Annotated in this window: 21 protein-coding genes; 7 read left to right on the top strand and 14 right to left on the bottom strand. The window is 68.2% G+C overall.

The features are described from left to right. Complete coding sequence (locus EGT50_RS08060) at positions 1–771, bottom strand: ABC transporter ATP-binding protein (protein ID WP_127952689.1); 771 nt, start codon at positions 769–771, stop codon at positions 1–3. Between the two features lie 111 nt (positions 772–882). Between EGT50_RS08060 and EGT50_RS08055 the strand changes: the two genes are divergently transcribed. Together EGT50_RS08055 and EGT50_RS08050 are read left to right on the top strand one after the other, a co-directional pair. Next, positions 883–2,157, top strand: coding sequence for a sensor histidine kinase (locus EGT50_RS08055; protein WP_127952686.1), 1,275 nt, complete (start codon positions 883–885; stop codon positions 2,155–2,157). Continuing rightward, complete coding sequence (locus EGT50_RS08050) at positions 2,145–2,789, top strand: response regulator transcription factor (RefSeq protein ID WP_127952684.1); 645 nt, start codon at positions 2,145–2,147, stop codon at positions 2,787–2,789. The genes EGT50_RS08055 and EGT50_RS08050 overlap by 13 nt, the downstream gene beginning before the upstream one ends. A 29-nt stretch (positions 2,790–2,818) precedes the next feature. On the opposite strand, the gene EGT50_RS08045 is transcribed toward EGT50_RS08050, so the two are convergent. From EGT50_RS08045 to EGT50_RS17430, 4 genes are all read right to left on the bottom strand, one after another. Next, positions 2,819–3,646 (bottom strand): class I SAM-dependent methyltransferase, encoded by an 828-nt coding sequence (locus tag EGT50_RS08045; RefSeq protein ID WP_127952681.1) that lies wholly within the window; start codon positions 3,644–3,646, stop codon positions 2,819–2,821. Positions 3,647–3,729: 83 nt separating this feature from the next. Beyond that, complete coding sequence (locus tag EGT50_RS08040) at positions 3,730–4,305, bottom strand: dihydrofolate reductase family protein (RefSeq protein ID WP_127952678.1); 576 nt, start codon at positions 4,303–4,305, stop codon at positions 3,730–3,732. A 122-nt stretch (positions 4,306–4,427) separates the two neighbouring features. Then, positions 4,428–4,712 carry a hypothetical protein gene (locus tag EGT50_RS08035; protein WP_127952674.1) on the bottom strand — a complete coding sequence of 95 codons (285 nt, stop codon included), beginning with the start codon at positions 4,710–4,712 and terminating at the stop codon, positions 4,428–4,430. Further along, complete coding sequence (locus tag EGT50_RS17430; RefSeq protein WP_127952671.1) at positions 4,709–9,025, bottom strand: cation-translocating P-type ATPase; 4,317 nt, start codon at positions 9,023–9,025, stop codon at positions 4,709–4,711. The genes EGT50_RS08035 and EGT50_RS17430 overlap by 4 nt, the downstream gene beginning before the upstream one ends. 152 nt (positions 9,026–9,177) lie before the next feature. Between EGT50_RS17430 and EGT50_RS17145 the strand changes: the two genes are divergently transcribed. Next, on the top strand, positions 9,178–9,402 hold the full coding sequence (locus EGT50_RS17145; protein ID WP_206615780.1) for a hypothetical protein: 225 nt from the start codon (positions 9,178–9,180) through the stop codon (positions 9,400–9,402). Positions 9,403–9,964: 562 nt separating this feature from the next. On the opposite strand, the gene EGT50_RS08020 is transcribed toward EGT50_RS17145, so the two are convergent. From EGT50_RS08020 to EGT50_RS08005, 4 genes are all read right to left on the bottom strand, one after another. Beyond that, complete coding sequence (locus EGT50_RS08020) at positions 9,965–10,243, bottom strand: GNAT family N-acetyltransferase (RefSeq protein WP_127952665.1); 279 nt, start codon at positions 10,241–10,243, stop codon at positions 9,965–9,967. Between the two features lie 166 nt (positions 10,244–10,409). Further along, a complete protein-coding gene (locus tag EGT50_RS08015; RefSeq protein WP_127952663.1) occupies positions 10,410–11,798 on the bottom strand; it encodes a hypothetical protein in 1,389 nt (462 codons plus the stop codon). Between the two features lie 187 nt (positions 11,799–11,985). Beyond that, positions 11,986–13,542, bottom strand: coding sequence for a T3SS (YopN, CesT) and YbjN peptide-binding chaperone 1 (locus EGT50_RS08010; RefSeq protein WP_206615779.1), 1,557 nt, complete (start codon positions 13,540–13,542; stop codon positions 11,986–11,988). After that, a complete protein-coding gene (locus EGT50_RS08005; protein ID WP_127952657.1) occupies positions 13,539–14,237 on the bottom strand; it encodes an NUDIX hydrolase in 699 nt (232 codons plus the stop codon). Before EGT50_RS08005 ends, EGT50_RS08010 begins: the two co-directional genes overlap by 4 nt. A 63-nt stretch (positions 14,238–14,300) precedes the next feature. Here EGT50_RS08005 and EGT50_RS08000 point away from each other — a divergent pair, with 63 nt between their 5' ends. Continuing rightward, positions 14,301–15,278 carry an ADP-ribosylglycohydrolase family protein gene (locus tag EGT50_RS08000; RefSeq protein ID WP_127952654.1) on the top strand — a complete coding sequence of 326 codons (978 nt, stop codon included), beginning with the start codon at positions 14,301–14,303 and terminating at the stop codon, positions 15,276–15,278. A gap of 177 nt (positions 15,279–15,455) precedes the next feature. Further along, positions 15,456–15,965 (top strand): O-acetyl-ADP-ribose deacetylase, encoded by a 510-nt coding sequence (locus tag EGT50_RS07995; protein WP_127952650.1) that lies wholly within the window; start codon positions 15,456–15,458, stop codon positions 15,963–15,965. Positions 15,966–16,100: 135 nt separating this feature from the next. Here EGT50_RS07995 and EGT50_RS07990 read toward each other — a convergent pair whose 3' ends face one another. Beyond that, complete coding sequence (locus tag EGT50_RS07990) at positions 16,101–16,595, bottom strand: pyridoxamine 5'-phosphate oxidase family protein (protein ID WP_127952646.1); 495 nt, start codon at positions 16,593–16,595, stop codon at positions 16,101–16,103. A 64-nt stretch (positions 16,596–16,659) separates the two neighbouring features. On the opposite strand from EGT50_RS07990, the gene EGT50_RS07985 reads away from it, so the two are divergent. Continuing rightward, a complete protein-coding gene (locus EGT50_RS07985) occupies positions 16,660–17,616 on the top strand; it encodes a helix-turn-helix transcriptional regulator (RefSeq protein ID WP_127952643.1) in 957 nt (318 codons plus the stop codon). Positions 17,617–17,635: 19 nt separating this feature from the next. Here EGT50_RS07985 and EGT50_RS07980 read toward each other — a convergent pair whose 3' ends face one another. The 3 genes from EGT50_RS07980 to EGT50_RS07970 are packed head-to-tail and all read right to left on the bottom strand — an operon-like array spanning position 17,636 to position 19,836. Then, the gene (locus EGT50_RS07980) at positions 17,636–18,820 is read right to left on the bottom strand and encodes a thiolase family protein (RefSeq protein ID WP_127952640.1); all 1,185 of its coding nucleotides are present in this window, start codon (positions 18,818–18,820) and stop codon (positions 17,636–17,638) included. A 27-nt stretch (positions 18,821–18,847) separates the two neighbouring features. Beyond that, positions 18,848–19,609: a thioesterase family protein gene (locus EGT50_RS07975; RefSeq protein ID WP_127952636.1), complete on the bottom strand. Its 762-nt coding sequence runs from the start codon at positions 19,607–19,609 to the stop codon at positions 18,848–18,850. After that, complete coding sequence (locus EGT50_RS07970; RefSeq protein WP_127952634.1) at positions 19,606–19,836, bottom strand: hypothetical protein; 231 nt, start codon at positions 19,834–19,836, stop codon at positions 19,606–19,608. The genes EGT50_RS07975 and EGT50_RS07970 overlap by 4 nt, the downstream gene beginning before the upstream one ends. A gap of 285 nt (positions 19,837–20,121) precedes the next feature. Here EGT50_RS07970 and EGT50_RS07965 point away from each other — a divergent pair, with 285 nt between their 5' ends. Further along, a complete protein-coding gene (locus EGT50_RS07965; protein WP_127952630.1) occupies positions 20,122–20,637 on the top strand; it encodes a winged helix-turn-helix transcriptional regulator in 516 nt (171 codons plus the stop codon). A gap of 222 nt (positions 20,638–20,859) precedes the next feature. Here the strand turns inward: EGT50_RS07965 and EGT50_RS07960 are convergent, their stop codons facing one another. Beyond that, the gene (locus tag EGT50_RS07960) at positions 20,860–21,366 is read right to left on the bottom strand and encodes a GNAT family N-acetyltransferase (protein WP_127952628.1); all 507 of its coding nucleotides are present in this window, start codon (positions 21,364–21,366) and stop codon (positions 20,860–20,862) included. Positions 21,367–21,804: the final 438 nt, after the last annotated feature.

Here is a 21,804-nt window from a genome sequence, read left to right as displayed (position 1 = left end):
TCACCACTCCCCGAGATGGGTCATGTGGTTGGTGACAGCCGCGACGGTGGGTGAATCCATGTGGCCGACGAGACGCCCGTCCGCGAGGAACAGGACCCTGTCAGCGTGCGCGGCTGCGACCGGATCGTGCGTGACCATGACGACGGTTTGCCCGAGTTCGGTGGTGGCGCGCCGCAGCAGGTCGAGGACCTGGCGCGCGGAGCGGCTGTCGAGGGCGCCGGTCGGCTCGTCGGCGAACACCGCATGGGGCTTCGTGATGAGCGCCCGCGCGATCGCCACCCGCTGCTGCTGACCGCCGGACAACTCGGCGGGACGACGGTCCCGCTTGTCAGCGAGGCCGACGGCGGCGAGGACGTACTCGAGACGAGTGCGGTCGGTGCGCCGTCGGGCCAGCAGGAGGGGGAGGGTCACGTTCTGCTCGACGGTCAGCGCCGCCATGAGGTTGTAGGCCTGGAAGACGAACCCGACATTGTCGCGCCGGAACACGCTGCGGGCCTTGGGCTTCAACGCGGTGATCTCGGTCTCGCCAAGCCATACCGAGCCACGTGTCGGCTGGTCGAGACCGGCGGCGCAGTGCAGGAGGGTGCTCTTGCCGCAGCCCGACGGTCCCATGATCGCGGTGAAGCTACCAGGAGTGAGCGTGACGCTGATGTGGTCGAGTGCGGTGACCCGAGTGCGCCCGGAACGGTACGTCTTGCGGACGTCGGTGAGGCGGACCGCCGAGCGCGGCGGACTCTGCACGATCGGTGATGCGGAGATGAAGGAGGACATGGTCCGAAACGCTATGGAGCGCGGGCAGCACCGAACATCCGGCGCACTACCCGATCGATGGTGTAGCCAGCTGTACCGACATCCTCCCGGCCGGTGGGGCATGCTGGGTCGATGGATCGGAACGAACGGCTTGCGGTGCGCCGACGCGCCCTCGGGTTCCTCGCGGTCGAGTCCGTGGCCGGTCTCGTATCCCTCGGCCTGTTCGTGGTCGGGATCGTCATCGCGTCATTGCTGATCCTCATCGTGGGCTGGCTCGCGGTTCCCGTGTACGTCCGGGTGCTGCGATGGTGGGCGGGGCAAGCGAGGGCCCGGGCCGGACGGTTCACAGGTACGCCCATCGTCGGACGGTACCCGCCGATTCCGCAGCGCCCCGGCCTCGACGACCTGCTCAGGCTGTTGACCGCGCCAACGACCCGGCGCGACTTCGCCTGGTTGGCGATTCATGCGATCGCGGCGCCTACAGCCGGGTTGTTCCTGGTCGCCCTGCCGGTGGGTGCGCTCAACTCCCTTGCGATCCCGTTCTACTGGTGGATGCTGCCGGCGGACGAGCCGGTGAGCAGCATCTACCCTGTGACGTCGTGGTGGGGCGCGGCACCGATGCCGCTGGTCGCGATCGGGTACGTGGTGCTGGGCTGGTGGTCGATCCCGCTCATCGCGCGCGGGGTGGCGGCGCTGGCGACGCGCCTCCTCGCGCCGCGGCGGGAAGTCGAACTGTCCGAACGAGTCTCGGCACTGACCGCGAGCCGGGCCGCGGCGCTCGACGCGCACGCGGCGGAGCTGCGCCGCATCGAACGCGACCTCCACGACGGCGCCCAGAACCGGTTGGTGGCAGTCGTGATGATGCTCGGGCTCGCCGAGCGCTCCCTCCGAGTGGCTCCCGAACAGGCCCTCCCGCAACTGCTCCGGGCGCAGGACGCCGCATCGGACGCACTCTCCGAACTGCGGACCCTCGTGCACGACATCTATCCACCGGTGCTCGACGAACTCGGACTCGGCGGTGCCGTCTCCGCGCTCGCCGGTCGCAGCCCGGTACCGTGCGTACTCGACGTCGAACGGCTACGGAGAGCCCCGGCGGCGGTCGAGGCCGCGGCCTACTTCGTCGTCGCCGAGGCGTTGACCAACGTCGCCAAGCACAGCGGCGCCAAGCACGTGCGGGTGACCATCGCGACGCGCGACGACGACACTATCGCGACGCGCGATGGCGACCAAGCGGCGTGGCTGGTGATCGACGTCCTCGACGACGGCATCGGTGGCGCGGTCGAGACCGCGGGGAGCGGTTTGGCGGGGATTCGCCGCAGGGTCTCGGCGTTCGAAGGAAGTTTGACGGTCGACAGCCCGGTCGACGGGCCGACACGACTCGAGGTGGAGTTGCCGTGCGGATTCTGATCGCGGAGGACGATGCGCTGCTGCGGGAGGGGCTCGCGCTCTTGCTCCGCAGCGTCGGGATCGAGGTGACAGCCGCCGTCGACGACGCCGAGAAGTTCCTGGAATCGTTCGCGCTGGATCCGCCCGACGGCGCCGTCCTGGACGTCCGGATGCCGCCGACGTTCACGAACGAGGGATTGAAGGCGGCGATCGAGGCCCGTCGTCGGCGCCCCGGCTTCCCAGTGCTCGTGTTGTCCGCATACGTCGAGGACCGGTATGCGAGTGAACTGTTGTCCGGCGGCGCGGGCGGTGTGGGCTACCTCCTCAAGGAGCGGGTCGGCAAGGTCGAGGAGTTCGTCGACGCGCTGCGCAGAGTGGTCGAGGGCGGAACCGTGATGGACCCCGAGGTGATCTCACAGCTGATGAGTCGGCGCCGCGCCGACGATCCGGTCCGCACGCTCACCCCGCGAGAATCCGAGGTGCTAGGGCTGATGGCCGAGGGCCTCGGCAACGGTGACATCGCCCGCAGACTGGTGGTCAGCGACACCGCGGTCAGCAAACACATCGGCAACATCTTCGCGAAGCTGGGACTGTCGGCGTCGGACAGCGGGCACCGGCGAGTGCTTGCGGTTCTCGCGCACCTGCGATCCTGACCCAGCTCAGGCGCCCGCTGCCGGAGACTTCAGCCCGCGAATCCGCACAGCGTGATCGTGGGCCGGACGTTGCGCAGCGGCGGCGCGTCAGCCAGCTTCCGTAGCAGTCGCGACCCCCACAGACCGCGCCCGAAGGGTAAGGAAACCTCACGGGCAGAGGAGATCTCGGGGATCCGCTCGGGCAGCGCCGCCGCCTCGGCGGCCGACAGGTGGAAGGGCATCGACGGAACGGTGTAGTTCTTGGAGAGCCGCAACCCCTTCATGGTTTTCCGACTCACCCACTTGGGGATCGAGTCGAAAATGAGCCGTCCGCCCGGGAACCGTCGCACACAGTCGGTGATCAGCTTCAGCGATTCCCCCGCCGGCAGGTACATCAGCAGACCCTCCGCAGTGACCATCACTCCGCGGCTCGGGTCCACGTGGTCCATCCACGCCCGATCGAGCGCAGACATGGCCAACGTCGTGACGTTCGGCTCGGCTGGCAGCAGCCGCTTGCGCAGCGCGGCGACGTCGGGAAGATCGACCGACAGCCACCGCACGTCAGGGTCACCGATGCGCCAGAAACTGGTCTGAAGTCCTTCACCGAGGGCGACGACGGTCCCGCCGGGGTGCTCTGCGAGGAAGGAGCGGACTTCGTCGTCGAAGGCACGGGCCCTCAGCGCGTGCGACTGATCCGGTCTCCCGAAGTTCTCGTAGGGATAGTCGATCGTCTCGTAGAGCTGCACGCTCAGCGGATCGTCAAACGTCCCGTCCGGACGGGACGCCTCGATGGCACGGTTACGCAGCGTCCACATCATCGTTGCGGACACGCCGCCGATGGCGGTGCCATCAACCTGCTTCCTCGCGTTGCCGGCCATGAAAAAATGGTAGCCAAGTTTGATGACGCTGGTCGAAAGCAGCAAGCCCGCCCGGCAGTGATGGCGACCGACGGGCCAGTCGATCACCTCGAACGTCTGAAGCTCGTGATGGATGCGCCGTCGTCGAGTGAGGTGTATTCGGTTCGGGTGAAGGCGGTCGGCTGGAAGGCACCATCGAACACCGGTCGTCCGGAACCGGCGACCACCGGATAGCTCTTGATGATCAACTCATCGATCTCCGGGAGGAGCGAGGCCGCCAGCTTTCCACCGCCGGCCAGCCAGATGTCGAGGCCGTCCACGGACTTGAGCTTGCGCACTGCGGTCAGGGGATCGTCCGCGATCGATTCGATTGCCGGGTCTGAGCTGGGTCCCAGCGTCGTGGACACCACGAGTTGCCGAAGGTGGGCATACGGGCTCGTGATACCAGCCGCGAGGGCGGGTTCGTACGTCCCGCGGCCCATCACGACCGTGTCGAACGATCGGTTGGGGGTATCGCCCAGTCCCAGTGACGGTCGCATGTGCGTCGGGATGGTCTCGGGGTAGCGATCGGTGATCCAGGCCGCGAGCGTGTCGGTGAATGGGAAGAAGTCGATCTCGTCGTCGGGCCCGGCGATGCAGCCGTCCAAGGTGACACCGACGTAGTACACGAGCTTTCGCATATGGCCACTCCGTTTGTCGGACTTTGGATGAAGTGGCCTGAAACCTAGCGTTGGGATGGAATGGTGTCACCTGGATTTCAACATCTCCAGGCGGTTGTCATGCATCACGATCTTGACCGAGGTCAGATGCTCTCGAGCGCCTCACCGACCTCCCGCAGGGTGCGGTGGCGGTGGTCCTCGGCGAGGACGTGCCCGGCAGCGATCGCGACCGCGACGGGCCAGTCGATCACCTCGAATGCCGCGAGCAGCCCCAGCGCCGCGAAGTAGGCCAACTGGTCGGGGTGCGGAACACCGACGTCACCGACGATCGGGAGTCGTATCGCGAACCTCGAGCCCTCCGCGATTCGTGCGAGTGCGGCGTCGTGCGAGTCCAGGGGAACCTGTCGGTCGAGCGTTGCTTCGGTCATCGTTCGCCTTGCCCATCCCAGTTGTTCACCCGGTGTACACCTAAGGTGGCCATCCTGTGACCTGTGACCGTCTCGTTATCGGCGCTCCCAGCGCTCTCCGCGTTCACGTCGTCCGTCCGCTCGCCTGGACCGGACCCGTTGACCGGTGTCGTGACGTCGGTGCTCGCCCCGCCGTTGCGCCACGCGTACGCCTTGCTGCTGAGGGCCGGGGTGCTGGTAGTCGACTGATCGGACTGCGCCCGGCGGTCGCCCCACCACGCGAGCGCTCGAGGGGCCACCGCCGCCACCGCCGTCGCGCCCGTCGCGGATCCGAGGGCCTGTGCCCAAGCCAGTGGTCCCAGCGGTGTGCAACCCAGGAACTGGCTGACCCCGGGGGTGGTGACGACGGCTCCGAGCACGCCGAGGGACCCAAGGGCGGTGGCCACGACCAGTGGGCTGTGCGAATCGATCAACGTCTGTCCTAACTGCGTTCCGACCAGAGCGACCAGGCCGACAGTCGAGGCGCGACGCGGGCGTCCTGTGACGCTCGCCAGTCCCCAGGCCACGCTGGCGCCGGCCGCGGTGGTGGCTCCACGGATCGCGACGGTCCGCCACAGCGCCGCCTTGTCGGGACCGCGTCCGTGGTGAGCGCGGTCCTGGTGAAGTGGGCTGACGGCGAGTGCGGCGGCGGGTAGGGCGTCGGTCAGCAGGTTCACGAGTAGCAACTGGCGTGCGCCCAGCGGGGCTCGCCCGCTGATCGCGCTCCCGATCAGCGCGAATGCCACTTCGCCGGCGTTGCCGCCGAGCAGCACCGATACTGCCGCCTGCACTCGCTGCCACAGCTGTCGTCCCTCGTCGATTGCATCGAGAATCGCGTCCACGTGCCCGTCGAGGAGCAGAAGGTCGGCAGCGCTGCGGGCCGGGTGGCTGCCGCGGGACGCGACGCCGATTCCGATGCTTGCGGCCCGGATCGCTGCGGCATCGTTTGCGCCGTCCCCGACCATCGCGCACACGTGCCCGGTGCGTTCGAGTGTCTGAACTATCTGCACCTTCTGCTCGGGCGTCATCCTGGCGAACACGGAGCTTTCTCGCACTGCGATCTCCTGCCCGCGGTGCGAGAGTGCCTCCCACTCCGAGCCGCTCACCACGTCGTCGGCCTCGAGTTCGAGTCCGAGGTTGCGCGCGATCGCTGCGGCGGTCACAGGATGGTCGCCGGTGATCAGCCGGACCGAGACGCCACGCTCCTCGAGTGACGGAAGCAGGTCAGCGGCTTCCGGGCGGATCGTGTCGGAAAGTCCCAGCAGCCCCAACGGTTCGAGGCCGTGTCCGCACAGCACCTCGACCTCGTCGGGATCGGCGACGGCGCGGGCGGCCTGTGCGGGAGTGACCACCCGGCGCGCCACCGCGATCACGCGCATCCCATGCTCCGCCATCGACGGGACTTCCGAAACGACCCCCTCGAGCTTGGACGGCGCAGCGCCGGTGCAGGCCGCGAGCACAACCTCGGGGGCGCCCTTGACCACGAGTTCAGTCCCTTTCAGCGCCGCAGCATAGGGGCGTCCCGAGCGGAACGGGAGGACCACGTCGTCGGGCTCGAGTGGACGGTCGCCGAGTGTCGCAGCCTCCGCGGCCTCGACGACGGCGCGATCGGTCGCGTGTGGGGCCGCGACGCCGTCGACGGTGACGGACGTGCGGGCGGCGGCGCGCAGGACCGTGTCGGGATGGTGGGAAGCAGCCGCGCGGACGGCCCTCACCCGCAGCCGGTCCTCGCTCAGCGTGCCGGTCTTGTCGAAGCACGCCACGTCGACACGGCCGAGTGCCTCCACCGAGCGGGGCGAACGGACCAGCGCGGACGCCCTGGTCAGCCGTTGCGCGGCCGCCTGCTGGGCGAGCGTGGCGACGAGGGGAAGCCCCTCGGGCACCGCCGCGACGGCGACCGCGACACCGCTGGTGATCGCCGACTGCAGGCCTCCGCCGCGAAGCATCGAGGTGAGGGTGACCAGCGCCCCGCTGGCGACGCTGACCGGCAGGACCTGGCCGGTCAGTTCGCGTAGTTGAGCCTGCAGGCCGACCCGGCCTACCCGTCTCGGTGAGAGCGCCGCCGCGCGTCCGGTCTCGGTGGCCGCGCCGACCGTCGTCACCACCGCGGTCGCGGTACCGGTCAGAACGGTGGTTCCGGCGTAGAGCATGCAGGTGCGGTCGGCGAGGGGGACGCCCGGCGTCGCCGCGATCTGCTTGTCGACCGGCAGTGACTCGCCCGTGAGCGATGACTCGTCGACCTCGACGGCGTCGGCGGTGAGTAGACGGCCGTCGGCGGGCACCACTTCGCCGGGGCGCACCTCGATCACCTCGCCGGGGTGGAGCAGTGCCGACGGGATGGACCGGTACCCGCCGTCGGCACTCAGGATCCGTGCCGGCGGATCCTGGACCGCGAGGAGCCGCCGCAGTAGACGCTCGGCGTGCAGGCGCTGTGCCGCCGACAACGCGGCATTTCCCACCAGTACCGACCCGACCAACACCGCGTCGACCGGCGAGCCGAGGACTGCGCTCGCCGCCGAGCCGGTTGCGAGAATGGGGGTCAGCGGGTCCGACAATTCGGTGCGCAACGACTGGCCGAAATCCCACAGGAACCCGGCAGGACGCTGCACCCACGACTTCAGCGACTCGAGCCGTCCCGGTCCTGACGGCGGCCCCTGTGGGGCGGGCGTAGCCAGCATGCGCCGGACCTGATCCGCCGGCATCGCGTGCCAGTCGTGCTGGGGGAGCGGAGTCGGGGCATCGGCGCGCAGCACTCCGTGGGCGAGGCTGTGCCCGGTCCACAGCGCGGCACCGGACCCCGCGCTGATCGGACCGGGGCCGCGTCCGTGAGTGCCTGGAAGCATCAGCAGCGAGCCGAGGAGTGAAGCACCAGTCGCGATCTCGATCCCTCGTCTGCTCGCGGTCCGGGCCGCGGGTAGCGCGCGAAGGACACGCCAGGCAGCCTCGAGGTCCGGTACCAGGAGGTCGCACTCGACCGGAGCCTCATCCGAGATTCCGATGCCGAGGTCGGCCTCGGTGAGGGCGTCCGGGCAGTGTGTGGCCAGAACGGCGACGGTGGCCCCGCCGTCGCGCAGCTCTCGCACGATGGCGGCCAGGTCGGAATCGGTGGTGGTCGAAGGCGTTCGAAGAACATCGAATGCCGACCGCAGCGACCCGAGGGCTTCGTCGTCGAGCGAATGCACCGTCACCTCGGCATGGCGGGTCTGCTCGAGGACGGCGGTGGCGAGCGGGTCGTGAACGCGGGAAACCAACACGGCGGGCTCCGCAGCGTCCGACGCGTCGGGGTCGGGTAGCTCGGCGAGGGCGTGCCAGCCTTCGGTGAGCTCGCCGGCTTCGACAGCGCTGCGCGCCGACTCCCACACCTCGGCCCGGCGCGCGTCGGAGACGCCGCGGATCCGGCTCACCCGCAGTTCAGCCGTCAGGAGTGCTCGTGGCTCGACGACGAGCGCGGTGATGGAGTCGAGCCGGCGGAGGGTGTGCGGTCCGCGAATGAGAATGTCGTTCGCGGCGAGGCCACGCCCGAGCGTGGCGGCGAACGACTCGCGGGCCGTGCGGGCCGCCTTGGGGGCGGCGACCAGCGCCGCAGTTCCCGCGGTGCGGACGCTGCCGGTGGCCACCCCGACGGCGGCGGCAGCTCCTAGTTGTGCCCATGCGGCACGCTCGAGATGACGCTCGACCGGACCGTGGTTGGGCCGGGGGTCGTCTCCGGCAAAGGGCGGAAGGGCACTGCGGTGCCACGCGGCCCGGTTGGCGATCACCTCACCGACGGTGGACGCGCGCAGCAGGGCCTCCACCGCGAGCGGAGTCGGGGCCTGCGCCGCCGCGTACGTCGCGGCGTTGGCCAGCGAGAGCATAGCGTCGGTACGTTGAGGTCCGATTGCCGATTCGAGGAGGCCCCGTAGCCGCGGCTGATAGTCGATGATCGTGGCCGGGGCTGCCGCCGCGAGCGGAAGCCTGGGAAGTCTGAGGACTCGACCGGCGAGCGCGAGCCCGAATCCGGCGGACTGCGCGGCAAGAGCCGCCGCCCGTGCCGCCAGGACCGCGTCCGACCATGCGGGAGGTTGGGGGAGGGTCGTCGACTCGCGGCGCGTCGCCTCGAGGTGCGTCGACTCGAGGTGCGCTCGCTCGGCGTGTGCCGCGTCGGCGTGTGTCGGGCGCCCGGACGTGAGGAGCGCGGTGAGCACGCCGGCAGTTGTCGCCGTACTCACGGTCACCGTCGTCACGGCAGCGGTCACGCCTCGCCCGGACAGGGTGCGTGCCTGCCCGAACAATGCCCCGACAACCGCGATCCTCACTTAGCGGTACGCCCCCGTGGGCGTGACACTGCGCTCTTGGCGGAGGCCTTCCTCTTCGTCTTCGCCGCCGTGGACGATCCGCTGCGGCGTGCCCTCGGAGTGGGCTCCTCCTTCGCCGGCTTTGCGTCTGCTTCGGGGGTTGCGCCGCGATCGTGGAGTTGCCTCAGTACGAGCGCGGCGCCCCCGACGGTGAGGACCACGGGCCATTCGACAATGCCGGCAGCCCCCGCAGCAGCCATCGTGAGGATTGCGGCCGGAGTGGAGCGGCTACCCACCTCGAGACCCCGTCGGGTGCCGTCGGCGACTCCGCCCACCGCTCCCCGGACCCCGCCGACGACGCTTCCAACGGCCGCGCCGCCGAGGGCTCCGATAGATGACGTGGTTACGTCTGCAATCCCCGATACGGTCCGCACCGCGCCGTCAGTGATCGATACTCGGCCGTTGCCGGATCTATGACCGTTGTGCGAGGTTTTCCCTGTTTGTTCCATCGAACGCCTATCCGTCCGGTCCGCGGTTGGGTCTCGCGTGTTTGCGCGGGATCGGGTGACCACTCATGGTTCTGACCGCTCACCAGCGAGTCTAAACCCGACCGCTTGTGATGTGAACCTTCTTGCGCTGGAATCACATGAGATGTCCTGTGTGTCAAGCGTTGTGTCTACCGCGGGTTCGAGGAATAACGGTTCGAGCGCGTGGGTTGGGTCCTATGGATCAACGGCCAGTCGGGTTCGCGTCCTTGGGACGGATCCGCTGGCATTTACATTCGATCCAGCTCGGTGGACGAGCGCGCACACTGGAACATGTTTGTGCCCAATGGGATTCGCCGTAGGGGAGGCCTGGCTTCGTCGGATTCATGCGACTATCAGGCGCCGCCGAGCAGCGATTGTCCCGCCGCGACCCGAGCTAGCGACGCCGTGAGGCCTGGATAGGTGGCGCTGCGAGTCAGGCAACCAGATCGGCGTAGTCGGGGTGGGACTCGACGTACTTCGCGACGTAGGAGCACGACGGCACGATCTTGAAGCCCTGTTCGCGGGATGTGTCGAGGGCAGCCTTGACCACCTGGCCGGCAAGTCCCCGGCCTCGGAAGTCCGGGTCGGTCACGGTGTGCCCGAAGTCCCGTACGCCGTTCGACTCGATGTACTCGGCGTAGCCGGCGAGCGCGCCGTCGACATAGATCTCGAAGCGGTTCTGGTCCGCGTTGTGCTCGATCCTGTTCGCCACGGTGGGTCTTCCTTTCGAGGTGCCTGCGGTCGGAACGCTACCGAGTACAGCGTCGGCGCCCACCGCGAGTATTCCGCTGGGAGCGCGCCGTCGGTGAACTCGCGCGCTCGCCGGGCGGCGGTGACGGGGGCCCGACGGTGGGCGCAACGCCGAAATCGGGTGCCGTTCAATCCTGCTCGACGCTAGGGGTCGCCTGCGTGGGCGTGCCAACCGCCGGCCGGATGATCACCTCCAGCGCCAGCAGGGCGAGCAGGGCCCCGAGAACGATCCACAAGACGACCATTCCGGTGGGGTAGCGCCAGAAGATCAGCAGCAGTGCCGCGGCGCCGACGATCGCACTTCGGAGCGGTATCCGCGCCTGCGCTGCCCACCGTTCCGCGGTGCTCGGCGGGCGGTCACTGGTGGGCCGTCGCACGAAATCGAGTGCCTGGCCGAATCCGCGGCGAATGACCCGCGCCGACGACGAGCCACCTGTCAGGTAGGCGCCGACCGCGACCACCACGCCGGCCACCGCAACTGCACGCAGACTCGTACGCAGGGGCACGAGCACGGTGTCGACGACCGCTGCCGCGGCGTCCGGAGACAGGACGTCGGGGGGTATGTCGGTGAGGTAGACCGCACGCGTGACGAGGATTCCGATCGCAAGAATGAGCATTCCGACCGCGATCGACAACCCGGCCAGGGACAGGGTGTGCTGGCGACGGCCGCCTGGGGACACCGCTACCGCGGCGGCCGCGCACGCAAGTGCCAACCACGGCAGCACGGCCGACGCCTTGTCGAGGGCGTTGACCACGCGCTGTGCCTGCACCAGGCCGGGGGACTGGAACAGGACGAACTGTCTGTCCACGCTCGGAATCGTCTCGGCGATGGTGAAGCCGCGGTCGACCAGTGCCGTTCGCACGTTGTCGATGATTGTCTCCAGCGAGATGCTGACCGTACCGCTCTGATCGACCTCTACAGCGCTCACCCCGTAGTTGCCTGTCACCACCGAGACAAGCGCGTTGTGGGCCCGGCGGTTCGCCTGTATCCACAGGTCCTTGAACTGCTGCGACTGAACGAACGCGGATACGGTGTCGCGGACGAAGCTCTTGGCCTGGCCGGCGAGCACGGGCGACAGTCCGACCACGAGTTGGTTTACACGGGGCGCTTCCTCGGCAAGGTTCGATACATCGGTGAGCGCAGTGAGCGCCTCTGTGGTGAGCGAGTCCAGATCGATCCGGGCGAGGATCTCGTCGGTGACGCGGTTGGTGATCTCGGCCTGGATCGCCGGATCATCTGCCAGCGGCGCGACGGTCGTGACGTAGCGTTCGGTGTCGAGTATCTGGCTCCGCACGAACCGCGACGTCACCGACACGATCGCCAGTGCGGCGACGAGCACGAGCAGAATCGTGACACCGGTCCACCGCAGCGTGTGCCGTGACGGCCCGGCAGCGGCTGCAGCGGCCGGACCGGATTCCGCGAGTCCGGCGCGGAGAGTCGCGACCTCGTCGCGCAACCGCTCGAGTTCGGCACGTTCGTCGCTGTCGAGCGGTTCCTTGCCGGTGCCATTCGTCATCGCTGGCGCCTCCGCGGGATTTCCCGAGATCCCTGACCGAGATCCCGAACGGTCGGTGCGAATCATTCTGCTCCGGCCGGACGGTTCGTGGTGCGGACTTCGCCGCCAAGGTCACGTCAGGGCGCCTGCGGCGTGCCTTGGGCGCCGCGGATGTCGTACTTGTCGAGGTTGCGCCTTCCCCACGCCCCTATTGCTGGGCGCCTTTCGCGGTGTGGTCCGGCGGTTCGGTGATGTTCGCTTCGAAGACTGTCTGTTCGGCCGCCTGTTCGGTCGGTTCGCCGAAGACTTCCGTCTGATCCGGCTTGGCCCCGGCCGACGTCGGACGCGTGGCGTCCGGAAGCGCGATCACCCGCAGCGCCGACCGCAGCGATTCGTGTGTCCGCGCCCAAGCTCGCGCCTCGCGGTCGCATGCGTCGGCTTCCCCCGAATCGCCTTCGCCACGAGCTGTTTCCGCGGACTCTCGCCAGCTGATCTCTTGTTCCTGCGTGATCTTCAGGTAATCGAGGACGGCGTCGCGGTCGTCGCCGCACACCGACGCGACCTCTTGCGCGCTGAGCGATCCGGACCCGCCCGGATCGAGGTGGATCAGTGTCATCAGGGCCGGCGGGAGGCCCCTGTCGTCCCCGTCGTCCTCGGTGCCGTCGTCGGTCGGTGCGCTCGATGCATCCCTCTCGCGGGGCAGGCCGTCGGCGAACCGGGAGCCGCCGAAACGCGCGGCGAACCGGGCGTCGACAGAGGGGGTGAAGGCGCTGAACTGGTCGAGCGCGTCGACCAGGTGGCGGGGAACGAACGGATTTCCGGAGACGTCGATCGACGCGTTGAGGCGGTCCTCGTCGAGGGTGAACCGGATGCCGGGCCAGCGCTTGGTGAGGTCGCAGGCGTTTTCGGCGGCGCGGGTGCGTCCGACGACTCCGTGGAGAAGCGGGACCCACACCCGTACGAGCGGTTGGTCGGGATGCGTGATTACCAGCACCGGCTGGTCGTCCATCTTCAGGACGACATCCCCGTCGTCGTCGATCTCGGGTTGAAAACCGAGAGCCTTTTCGACGGTGCAGGCGACGAGGTTCCTGAGCTGATCCGGGTCGCGCGGGGTCACGGCGGTGTCGTCGTCGATATGGGTGGGGTCGGGTGTTGATTCGGACTCGACGGTGTCGGCAGCGAGGTCGGAGCCTTCGAGCGTGCCGATGATCTCCGCGCGGATGAAGCTGGGGTGTGGAACGCTCCAAATTTCACGCAGCGTGCTCACGGTCATCGCCGCTAGCTGGTCGGCCCACCGCTGCTCCTTGTCGAGGAAGAACGCGGGCGATCCGTCGTCGGGTTCCCCTCGGGGGAGGCGTGTCGGACGGCTCCACCCCAACTCGCACAATCGCTTCTCGGTCTCCGGCGCCAGTGCGTACCGGGGTGCGAGGTACGAGTTCGACGACACCTCGCCGCGCACGTACTCGTCGTCCCACAGTAGGAACTGGACCCATGGGGTGAACCCGTCAACGGTGGTCTCCTCGATCCACTCGAGGATCAGGATGTCGTCGTTGCGCATCGCGGAAAGGTGGTCGGCGAGTTTGCGCTGGAACAGGCTCCACGAGCGGTCGACGGCGTCGTCGAAACTGGTGATCTCGAACATGCTGCCCCCTGTCTGTCGGGCCTCTGCGTCACGGTCGAGCGCTGCTGCACCAGTCGACCATGTCGGGTTCAACGTAGCTTGCCGGAGCGACAACTCCCGGCATGGCAGGCCGGTGTCGGTCAATCCGTGAGCATGCCCGCGGCTCCGGCGGGCAGGTAGGCGTCGCTCCTGCGCCGGAACAACTCGGCCGGACGCCCGGTTCCGCTGCTCGACGTCCGCCCGGTCGCCTCGATCGCGTCGATGACGAGTCGCCGGAACGAATCCTTGGGCAGTGACCGGCCGAAGACGGTCTCGTAGAGGCGCCGGAGTTCGAGGACGGTAAAGGCGTCGGCGAGCAATCCGGACGGGTCGACCCGGCGGGCGTAGCGGGCACGGAGGTCGTCGACGGCGCGCGACACCATCGCGGCGTGGTCGAAGGCCAATGACGCGGTCACCGTCCGACCGTCGATGCGTACCAGCGTGGCCTCGGGCGGCAGCTCGTCGCGGCGCAGGGTCGCGCCGTGCGCCATCGACAGCACCCAGCCGCGGCCGTCGCGGTCCGGTGCGTCGAACATCGCGAGTTGATGGAAGTCGGCGCCGACCAGTCCGGCCTTGCTGCCTAGCGCGCGTTCGGCCGCGTCGGCCAGCCGTTCGCCCGACCTCAGGAATGAACCAGGAAGTGCCAGCGCGCCATCGGGTCTTTCGACGACCAGGACGTGGAGTTGGCCGGTCTGCACGGTGAGGACCGCGACGTCGACGGCGACGGACGGCCGGGGGTAGTCGCTGAGCGCCTTGCCGTCAGCATCGCGCCACTCGGGTCGGCCTGTGTCCGGGGTCACCCTTGCAGATTAGCGCAATCATGCGCTAATGTTTAGCGCAAAAGTGCTCCAAGAGGGGTTGTGTTGAGGCTGTCCGAGGAACGTACCGACCGCGCCGCCGGCGTGCTCCTCGCGACCGCGACCGGTGATGCGCTCGGCGCGGGGTACGAGTTCACGACGCCGGGGCCCGACGTGGTGATCGACATGATCGGTGGCGGACTCGGCTCGTTCGCCCCGGGCGAGTGGACCGACGACACCTCGATGGCGCTCGCGATCGCCGAGGTCGCAGCGACCGGGGTCGACATTGCTGCTGGTCCGGGACTGGATGCCGTTGCGGCGCAGTTCGTCCGGTGGTACGAGTCCGGGCCGACCGGTATAGGGGTCCAAACGTCGGCGGTGTTGTCGAAGCGGCCCGCGTCGGCCGACGAGATGCGGCGGATCGCGGCGGTGATATCGGGGCGAAGGAGCGGTAACGGGTCGCTGATGCGGACTGCGCCGGTCGCGCTTGCCTATCTGGGCGACGCCGATGGATGTCTGCGGGCAGCGCGTGCGATCGGCCTTCTCACCCACCACGACGAGCGCGCCGTCGAGGCGTGCGAGATGTGGACCTACGCCATTCGTCACGCCGTTCTGAACGGCACGTTCGATGGCCTTCTGGAGTACCTCGAGGGGGCCTCGACGGGGGCGCGCGACTACTGGGCGCCGCTACTCGACCGGGCCGAGCGGGGCACGCCGGCGGACTTCCCGAACAACGGGTGGGTCGTCGATGCGCTGCTGACCGCATGGTGGGCGATCACCACCACGGACGCGACCGGTCCTGAGCATCTGCAGCGGGCGCTCGAGCAGGCGGTGCGTGCCGGTCATGACACCGATACCACCGCGGCGATCGCCGGGGGACTCCTCGGGGCGCGATGGGGTGCGTCCGCAGTCCCGGCCCGGTGGACTCGGATGCTGCACGGCTGGCCCGGCTACCGCGCGGCTGATCTGGAGCGACTGGCCGTGCGGACGGCGAGGGGAGGCGACGACCTCGAGGGGTGGTCGTCGTCTCCCATCGTCGATTAGGCGCACTACGACATCGCGCGCCCGGCGGCGCACCCGGACGACTGTTCGATTCGGGGTGGTCGTCATCCGGGGTGGCTGTGATTCGGGATGGTGCTGGACGACGCCGCCCGAACCGTGCTGCGATTGCGGCAGCAATAGATGGCGGTCGCGCTGTGCCACCACACCGAAGGAGTCCGCATGACTGGCATCGACATCGTTCATGGTGACATCACCACGCAGCGGGTGGACGCCATCGTCAACGCCGCCAATTCGTCGCTGCTCGGCGGCGGTGGGGTGGACGGCGCGATCCACCGGCGCGGGGGGCCGGCGATTCTCGAAGAGTGCCGGGTCCTTCGGGCCACGACATTGCCGGATGGGCTCGCCGAGGGAGCGGCCGTCGCTACGACGGCGGGAGAACTGCCCGCGGACTGGGTGATCCATACCGTCGGGCCAAGGTACTCGCGGCAGGAGGACCGCAGCGAGGTGCTGCAGTCGTGCTACCGACGTAGTCTCGCCGTCGCCGACGAACTCGGCGTCGAGACGGTCGCCTTCCCGCTCATCTCGTCGGGCGCGTACGGGTGGCCGCGGGGCGACGCCGTGACGCAGGCCGTCGCCGCCGTCCGAGCCACGCGCACGAACGTCCGGGTCGTGACGTTCGTCGCTTTCGATCCCGAGGTCGCCGACCTCCTCCGCCGAGCGGTCGGTTGAGGGTTTGTCCTTCGCCGCAATTCGCCTGGGCCGTAATCCGACTGGGCCGCTGTTTCGTTTACGAGAAAGTACGGCAGTGCTTGCAGTAGGCCCGCCGGAGCCGAGCAGGTGTTGGGCGCTGGCGGGCCATGTCGTTCATCTGGTGAACCGGGTGACACCGTTGCCGGGTCGCCAGAGGTCGATGTTCAGGTGCTCGCCCTCGACGGTGGTCAAAACGACTTCTTCGAGGTCGAGTTCGAATGCCTCGGCCTCGGCAGGTACCTCAGCCTCGGCAGGCTCGCTCGGGCTGCGATCGACGATCCAGTGATCGACGATCCGCCTCTTCCGCTCGCCGAGAATCTCCTGAGCGCGCCCGGTGATCTTGGCGTCACCGCCGTCCATCGAGTGGTGGCCCGGGTTGCTGTGGAGCGAGTACCGCGGATCCCGTTGCAGATCTTGCACTTTCCGGGCCCCCACCATCGACCCGAGCAGGAGTGAGCCGTCGTAGATCTCCACCTCCGTGCCGCTGACGCGTGGCGAGCCATCCCTTCGCAGCGTCGCCAGGACGTGATGTTTGTGGGCCTCGAGGCGGGCCTCGACAGCGCGGGCGAGGTCGGGGGCCTCCGTAGCGAACGTAGTCCAGTTGCTCATGGCGATCAGTGTGCATAGGTATTCCTGACAAAGTGTGTCAGTAATTTCTGACTAGGCTTCGGGTATGCGGTCGAGCCGGCTCGTGGAGATCATGCTGCGCCTCGAGGGCAGCCGGGGTATCACCGCGCAGCGCCTCGCAGACGAACTCGGTGTGTCGGTACGCACCGTGTACCGCGATGTCGCGGCGCTGTCGGCGGCGGGCGTCCCGGTGTGGACCGAGAGTGGCCCCGGTGGCGGGGTGCGCCTACTCGACGGCTGGCAGTCGAAGCTTGGCGCAATGACCGGAGACGAAACGTCGGCGCTGATGCTGCTCGGGGTGCCGTCGATTGCCGAGGATCTCGGGCTTCGCGATGTCGCTACCGCTGCGGAATCGAAGTTGTTGAGGGCGCTGCCCATCCCGTTGCGGGCGGGGGCACAGGTGTGGCGCGACCGCCTGTACGTGGACGCGCCCGGATGGTTCGACCGGCCTCGCGATGTCGGTCGTCTCCCTGACATCGCCGCCGCAGTGCTCGAGGGGCGGCGGCTGCGCGTGTCGTACCGCAAAGGAAGACGCACTGCGACGCGAACGGTCGATCCCCTCGGCCTGGTTGCGAAGGCCGGCGTGTGGTATCTCGTCGCGCGGCATCGCGGCCGCACGCTGTCGTACCGGGTGTCGAGGATCGCGGAGGCGGCCGTTCTGGACGCGCCGGCGACGCGGCCCGACACGTTCGATCTTCCGACATGGTGGGCGGACTCGGTCGCCGAGTTCGACCGCGCGCTGCTGCGATTCGACTGCCGCGTGCGCCTGTCCGCCGCGGCGTGGCGGCGGCTCCCACATGTGATCGGCGTCGAGGCGGCCCGCGTCGAACCCGGACCGCCCGACGACGACGGATGGTTCACCGTCCACCTCCGGCTCGAGGCGGAGGACGTCGCGCTCGATCAACTCACCTCGCTCGGATCCGACGTGGAGGTGCTCGAGCCGCAGTCGTTGCGGGACGCGTTGCGCGCCGTCGGCGCGGCGATGATGCACCGCAACCGCTGACGGGCCGCACTCTCGAGGGTCAGGCCAGCCGCTCGAGCACGGTCGCATTGGCGAGGCCGCCGGCCTCGCACATCGTTTGCAGACCGAACCGGGCGCCGCGCTGCTGCATCGCGTTGACCAGCGTGGTCATCAACCGCGCGCCGCTCGCTCCCAGCGGATGTCCGAGTGCGATCGCACCGCCGTGCACGTTGACGCGGTCCAGGTCGGCACCGGTGTCGGCCGCCCACGCCAGGACCACGGGCGCGAACGCCTCGTTCACCTCGAACAGGTCGATGTCCGAGATACCGAGGCCGCTGCGTTCGAGCACCTTTCGGGTGGCCGGGATGACCGCCGTCAACATGTACAGCGGGTCGTCGCCGACGACCGCGAAACTGTGCAGCCGGGCGAGGGGTCGCAATCCGAGGCGTGCCGCGATTTCACTGGTGGTGATCAGGAGGGCAGCGCTGCCGTCCGACAACGGGCTGCTGTTGCCCGCGGTGATCGACCAGTCGATCTGCGGAAACCGCCGCGCGTACTCGTCGCTACGAAATGCGGGACGCAGGCCCGCCAGTGCGTCGAGAGTCGTTCCGGGGCGGATGGCCTCGTCGACGCTCAACTCGGGGAGTGCCGCGAGTTCCTTCGCGAACCGGCCGCTGCTCGTCGCGGCCGCCGCCTTCTGGTGGCTGTGCAGGGAGAACTCGTCCAGTTGGGTCCTCGACAGTCCCCACCGGGCGGCGATGAGTTCGGCGCTGATGCCCTGTGGAACGAGACCGTCGGGATACCGACGCTCGAAGTGTTCGCCCAGGGTCTCCCGCCCGATGATGTTGGACCCCATGGGTACTCGGCCCATCGACTCGACGCCGACGGCGGCGACGATGTCGTAGGCGCCGGAGATCACGCCCTGCGCGGCGAAGTGGACCGCCTGCTGGCTGCTGCCGCATTGTCGGTCGACCGTGGTGCCGGGTACCGACTCGGGAAACCCCGCCGCCAGCAGTGCGCTCCGGGTGATGTTCTGGCCCTGCTCACCCACCTGGGTGACGGTGCCGCCGATGACGTCGTCGATGAGCGCCGGATCGAGACCGGCACGTTCGACGAGAGCGGACAGGCTGTGGGCGAGGAGGTCGACAGGGTGCATTCCGTGCAGGGCTCCACTGGACTTGGCTGCAGCGGACTTACCCCTGCCGATGGGTGTGCGCACGGCTTCGACGATCACTGCGTCTCTCATGATGATTCCTCTCGGGTCCGTTGGAGATCAGGGTGCGAGGATTCGGCGGAGTTGGCGCGCCTGTCCTGCGAGGCGGCCTGCCGAAGTGCGAAGTTCGGCTTCGTCAACACAGAGGTCATCGTTGGCCCAGGCCGTGCGGTGGCGAAGATGGTGCCACTGGTCGTCCATCGGTATGTGCATGTCCTCGGCGGGTGGGAAGTACGCACTGAGCTCGACGGTGGGGATGGCCACCACCGAGTCGAGTGTGGCCAACAACCCCGGCGGTGAGGCGTCGAGCAACACGGCCGCTCGTTCCTGCGTGCTGAACTCGATCGGCGAGAGAATCCGTATCCACATCTCGAATTCCGGGTCGGGGCCGCCAGCGAAGGGCCGCGCTGCGTTGATCGGTCGGATGTCGAGGTACCGGGAGAATGGTGCGACTTCGACCGGGAGTTCCAGCGGGGGAAGCTGTTCCGGATCCACGCTGCCGACGGGTGACGCGCCGACCGGCCATGAGCGTGTGTCGCCGCCGGTGTCTCGGGTGAGGCGTACCAGCGCACTGGCGGAGTCAGCGATCGACGCGCGGACGCTGGGTGTTCTCCCACCGCGCTCGACGTCAATCCGCACGTCCACTGGACCTGGCTCGACAGGCTTGTTGAGGTGAGCTGCCAGCGCGACCGGTGTCGCGGTGGTCTCAGCCGAGGCCGCGTGCAGCATCGAGGCGATGACGAGCCCACCGTGTAGGCCGCCGAATCCCAGCCAGCTGGAATCGAACTCGGAAGGGAAGATGGTTGTGGCAGAGGAAGTCATCGGAGTACCTCCGCGTTGTAAGGGTTGGGGGAACTCATTCCGAGGAACGTGACGGCCGCGGCGACCGCCACTGGGGCGATCAGCCACCAGACGATTACGAAGGCGGAAAGGGTGCCCTCGTAGCCAGCAGCTGTGCCGACCACCGCGACGAGCACGTTGGCGCCGAACAAGACAGCGAGGAGAGGGGCGAGTCGAACGGGGCGACTGACCTGACTTTGTAGTGCCATAGTCAGCAATCTACGTAGCTGACTATGGTTATGACAAGTCAGCATGCTGTGTGAGCCGCGCCACTTCTTTCGGTCAGGAATCGGCCGTGCTGCGGGGCGCCGCAGGCCGGCTTGCTCTGGGAAGTGCCCGTCTACCGCTCGCTCAGATAGTCGGGGGCGAGGCGATGAACCCTTTGGGGAGCAAGGGATTCGAGGGCGAACTACTCGACTTCAGCGGGCTCTCGTGCGTCTGCGGGGTTTGGCCAACCCTGGCTATGGATTGCTCAAGTCAAGTACTCTGACCTCATGAACACGGCACGACTGGAGGGCATCCTCGCGGACCGGGACGCCTGGCGTCCCACCCACTGCTCGATCGCCAAGGCGATGGACATCATCGGAACACGATCCGCGGTGCTGATTCTCCGGGAGGCGTACTGCGGGACCACCCGATTCGACGACTTCGCGCGTCGAGTCGGCATTACCGAGGCAGTCGCGGCCTCCAGGCTGCGGGAGTTGACCGCTGAGGGACTGTTCGAGCGACGGCCGTACAAGGAGCCGGGTCAGCGGACGCGGTACGAGTACGTGCTCACCGACAAGGGACGCGACCTACATCCCGCGGTGCTGGCCCTCATGCAGTGGGGCGACAAGTATCTGCAAGGCAAGCGAGGCGCGCCGATCGGGATGTCCGACGCCGCATCGGGTGAACCCGTGCGTGTGGAGGTGCGCAGCCCGGACCGGGAGGTCCCGCTGTCGGAACTGCGGCTCACCGCCAACTTCACCGCGGAGGATGTGCGGCGCCAGCGGGGCGAGGCGAGTCGCTAGCCCGGTACTCCACAGCGTCACAGGGCAACGCGTTCAAACGTTTACACCCTTCCATACGGCCCAGTCACGCGGCGGTTGAGACGTGGGTCGGGGACACAGACGTGAGATTCGTTCGAACGGGAGCACGACTGTCGTGGTGACGACCATGCTGTAGGGGGCGGTGACCGCGAGTTTCCAGAGGGGCCCGTAGCGCCGTGGGAACCGGCAGCCCTCTCAGGCGGGTCAGATGCCGAATGGGGCGGCGTAGCGGATGGTGCCGGTCGGGAGGGGGGCGTTGCTGTCTAGGGTTATGGCCATGAGTGCTTCGTCGGGGACGTCGATACTCAGTCCGATGCCGTGGGTGGAGGCGCGGGTGAACCCGAACCTGGAGTAGTAGGCGGGGTGTCCGATTACGGTGACGTAGTACTCGCCCATGTCCCTGGCGGCCGTCAAGGCGGCGCGGATGGCGGCCGAGCCTGCGCCGCTGCGCTGGTGGTCCGGCAGGACGGCGCACGGTGCCAGGCACAGAGCCGGGGTATCGCCGATGTGACAGCGGGTAAGCAGCGCGTGGGCGACGATGGCGCCGTTCTGGTCGGTGGTGACGAGGGACAGGCCCTCGATCCACGAAGAGTCGGCGCGCAGGGCGTCGACGAGGTTGGCCTCGTCCGCGGTGCCGAAGGCGGCGAGGTTGACGTCGTGGATGGCAGCGATGTCGTCGCTGGTCTCGGGGCGTGTGTTCCAGGCGGTCATGGTGTTTCCGTTCGTCGGTGTGGGGTGTTGTTTCGGGGCGGCTGACGTCTTGTCCACCAGATCGGCCAATCACACTATGAACAACCCGAGGGAAGGGTCAGCTCGCTTCGATGGGGCCTCGCTCGGCCTGGGAGTAGATTCTCCCCTGGTAGATAGCGTGCGACGTGCCAACGGCTTCCTCGATTCCGACGCGCACCCCTTCCTTCGTCAGATTCTGGTCGCATCGAGTGCGGTGGAAGACACGAGAAACAAGCAGCACGCCGTAGCTCGTTTCTATACTTACAGCGCAGCTGTGCTGGTTTCAGGGCTTCACTGATGCAGCGCGCGACGTCCCCCGATCTGGATCGACGTCGAGTAATGCTGCTTCGCCTCATCGGATAGCCTCCGATGTCCGAGAGATGTGATACTCCGGATGGCACGCGGACGAGAACCATGGAG

The organism is Rhodococcus xishaensis, assembly GCF_004011825.1.
GTDB lineage: Bacteria > Actinomycetota > Actinomycetes > Mycobacteriales > Mycobacteriaceae > Prescottella > Prescottella xishaensis.
The sequence above is the reverse complement of the archived record's forward strand: the minus strand, read 5'-3'. Positions and strand labels throughout refer to the sequence as shown.

Excerpts from the sequence above, each read along its gene's own strand:
- EGT50_RS07990 (WP_127952646.1), bottom strand. The coding sequence starts at position 16,595 with ATGAGCAACTGGACTACGTTCGCTACGGAGGCCCCCGACCTCGCCCGC.
- EGT50_RS08060 (WP_127952689.1), bottom strand. The coding sequence starts at position 771 with ATGTCCTCCTTCATCTCCGCATCACCGATCGTGCAGAGTCCGCCGCGC.
- EGT50_RS07985 (WP_127952643.1), top strand. The coding sequence starts at position 16,660 with ATGCGGTCGAGCCGGCTCGTGGAGATCATGCTGCGCCTCGAGGGCAGC.
- EGT50_RS08055 (WP_127952686.1), top strand. The coding sequence starts at position 883 with ATGGATCGGAACGAACGGCTTGCGGTGCGCCGACGCGCCCTCGGGTTC.
- EGT50_RS08015 (WP_127952663.1), bottom strand. The coding sequence starts at position 11,798 with ATGACGAATGGCACCGGCAAGGAACCGCTCGACAGCGACGAACGTGCC.
- EGT50_RS08040 (WP_127952678.1), bottom strand. The coding sequence starts at position 4,305 with ATGCGAAAGCTCGTGTACTACGTCGGTGTCACCTTGGACGGCTGCATC.
- EGT50_RS07965 (WP_127952630.1), top strand. The coding sequence starts at position 20,122 with ATGAACACGGCACGACTGGAGGGCATCCTCGCGGACCGGGACGCCTGG.
- EGT50_RS07960 (WP_127952628.1), bottom strand. The coding sequence starts at position 21,366 with ATGACCGCCTGGAACACACGCCCCGAGACCAGCGACGACATCGCTGCC.
- EGT50_RS07980 (WP_127952640.1), bottom strand. The coding sequence starts at position 18,820 with ATGAGAGACGCAGTGATCGTCGAAGCCGTGCGCACACCCATCGGCAGG.
- EGT50_RS07975 (WP_127952636.1), bottom strand. The coding sequence starts at position 19,609 with ATGACTTCCTCTGCCACAACCATCTTCCCTTCCGAGTTCGATTCCAGC.
- EGT50_RS08035 (WP_127952674.1), bottom strand. The coding sequence starts at position 4,712 with ATGACCGAAGCAACGCTCGACCGACAGGTTCCCCTGGACTCGCACGAC.
- EGT50_RS07995 (WP_127952650.1), top strand. The coding sequence starts at position 15,456 with ATGACTGGCATCGACATCGTTCATGGTGACATCACCACGCAGCGGGTG.
- EGT50_RS07970 (WP_127952634.1), bottom strand. The coding sequence starts at position 19,836 with ATGGCACTACAAAGTCAGGTCAGTCGCCCCGTTCGACTCGCCCCTCTC.
- EGT50_RS08045 (WP_127952681.1), bottom strand. The coding sequence starts at position 3,646 with ATGGCCGGCAACGCGAGGAAGCAGGTTGATGGCACCGCCATCGGCGGC.